At 47.1% G+C, this 1,613-nt stretch carries 2 protein-coding genes; both read right to left on the reverse strand.

The features are described from left to right. A partial coding sequence (locus A3712_RS23250) for an acyltransferase (RefSeq protein ID WP_063525192.1) occupies nucleotides 1–666 on the reverse strand: 666 nt, incomplete at its 3' end. Nucleotides 667–789: 123 nt separating this feature from the next. Then, the coding region (locus A3712_RS23255; RefSeq protein ID WP_063525193.1) for a hypothetical protein at nucleotides 790–1,613 on the reverse strand (824 nt) is incomplete at its 5' end.

Genomic DNA, 1,613 nt, shown 5'->3' on the forward strand with positions numbered 1-1,613 from the left:
ATAAACGGTGGTCAACAGTGCCGACACGCCAAGTCCAGTACTCACGCTAACGGTAAACTTGTTGAGTGGGACTTTCTTGTACAGCAGATAACCCAGTGGTAAGTAGCCAGTGTAAAGCCACAGCTCATGGCTCCAAGGACCATCAATTCTGAGTAAGAACAGTAACGAGGTAAACAGCCACACCGCAGTGAAGCTATAAACCGCCTTATCACCATACTTTCTGACCATGATCTGTAAGAACGGAATCACAAAATAGAGTGGAATGAAGTAGTAAAAGAAACCTAAGTGATAGTAGGTGTAATGGTGATAGCTATTGAGCAGCACATCCCAGCTGACATCGGCATCAAAGCCCATTGCCGACCAACCAGACAGGTAGGTATAGAAAAGCGACCAAACAATAAAAGGAATCAACACCTTACCTAAACGGCGCTTTAGATAATACTTAGCATCAAATGGACGCTGATCACTGAGCATCAGGGCGCCAGTAATCAATATAAAGACAGGCACCGCCCAACGGCTGAAACCATTGACCGTAACCGCCGTTAGCCACTCACCAAAAGGAATGGTTCCTAGCTCGTTGCGATAAGGTGCCAAAACATGGATCGCGATAACCGCTACGGCCGCGACACATCGTGCTAAATCAAAGAAGAGAATTCGCTGCTTCATGTAAATGCCTGATTAATATTCAATCATTCTACTATAGCAATAAAAAGCTGACCGGAATAAATACCAAGTCAGCTTATTGTTAAAGGAGAAGCATATCGCGATTTTATCGAATACGACGGATGCTTATGCCGCTGAGGTTTGTGGCACCTTAAGCAAGCGTAACGAGATCACCGTCGTTATTGCTAGGAACGCGAACGAGACCCACAAACAGGCGGATAAGCCACCCATTTGGAACACCAAGCCAGATAGGATTGTGCCTATTAAGCGGCCCATAGCATTCGCCATATAGTAGAAACCCACATCAAGCGACACACCATCGCCTTTTGCATAACTGACAATCAGGTATGAGTGAAGCGATGAATTAACCGCGAAGATGGCACCAAACACCATCAAGCCACCAATAATCACCAGTTCTGGTTGCCATGCTATCTGCACCGCATAAGCGATACCCGCCGTTACCAGAGCCAATGCGCCCGCCCACAACAGTGCTGCATGTCCATCTGGTACCTTGCCTTGCGCTTTGCCGGTAATCTTAGGCGCTATGCCTTGTACAAAGCCGTAAGCGATGGTCCAAGCAGCTAAGAAGCCACCAACCCAAGAGTGATCCCAACCAAATACGCTGCCAAGATAAATTGGCAAAGCAATCACAAACCACAAGTCACGAGCGCCAAACAAGAACATGCGTGCCGCCGACAGGATGTTGATCGATTCGGACTTAGAGAAGATCTGTTTGAACTTAGGCTTGGTTTTCGCCTTGCCCATGTCTGCCTCTAAACCCACTACACTGCCAATGAAGACTAAAGTCAGCACTACAGCCATCGTAAGCACTGCGCATTGGAAGCCAATCGTTGAAAGCAGTAAACCACCAATAAAGAAGCCTGCACCCTTAAGCGCATTCTTAGACCCAGTCAGAATCGCAATCCACTTATACAAAGCACCTTGCTGCT

The sequence above is a fragment of the Vibrio sp. HI00D65 genome, assembly GCF_001635455.1.
Lineage (GTDB): Bacteria > Pseudomonadota > Gammaproteobacteria > Enterobacterales > Vibrionaceae > Vibrio.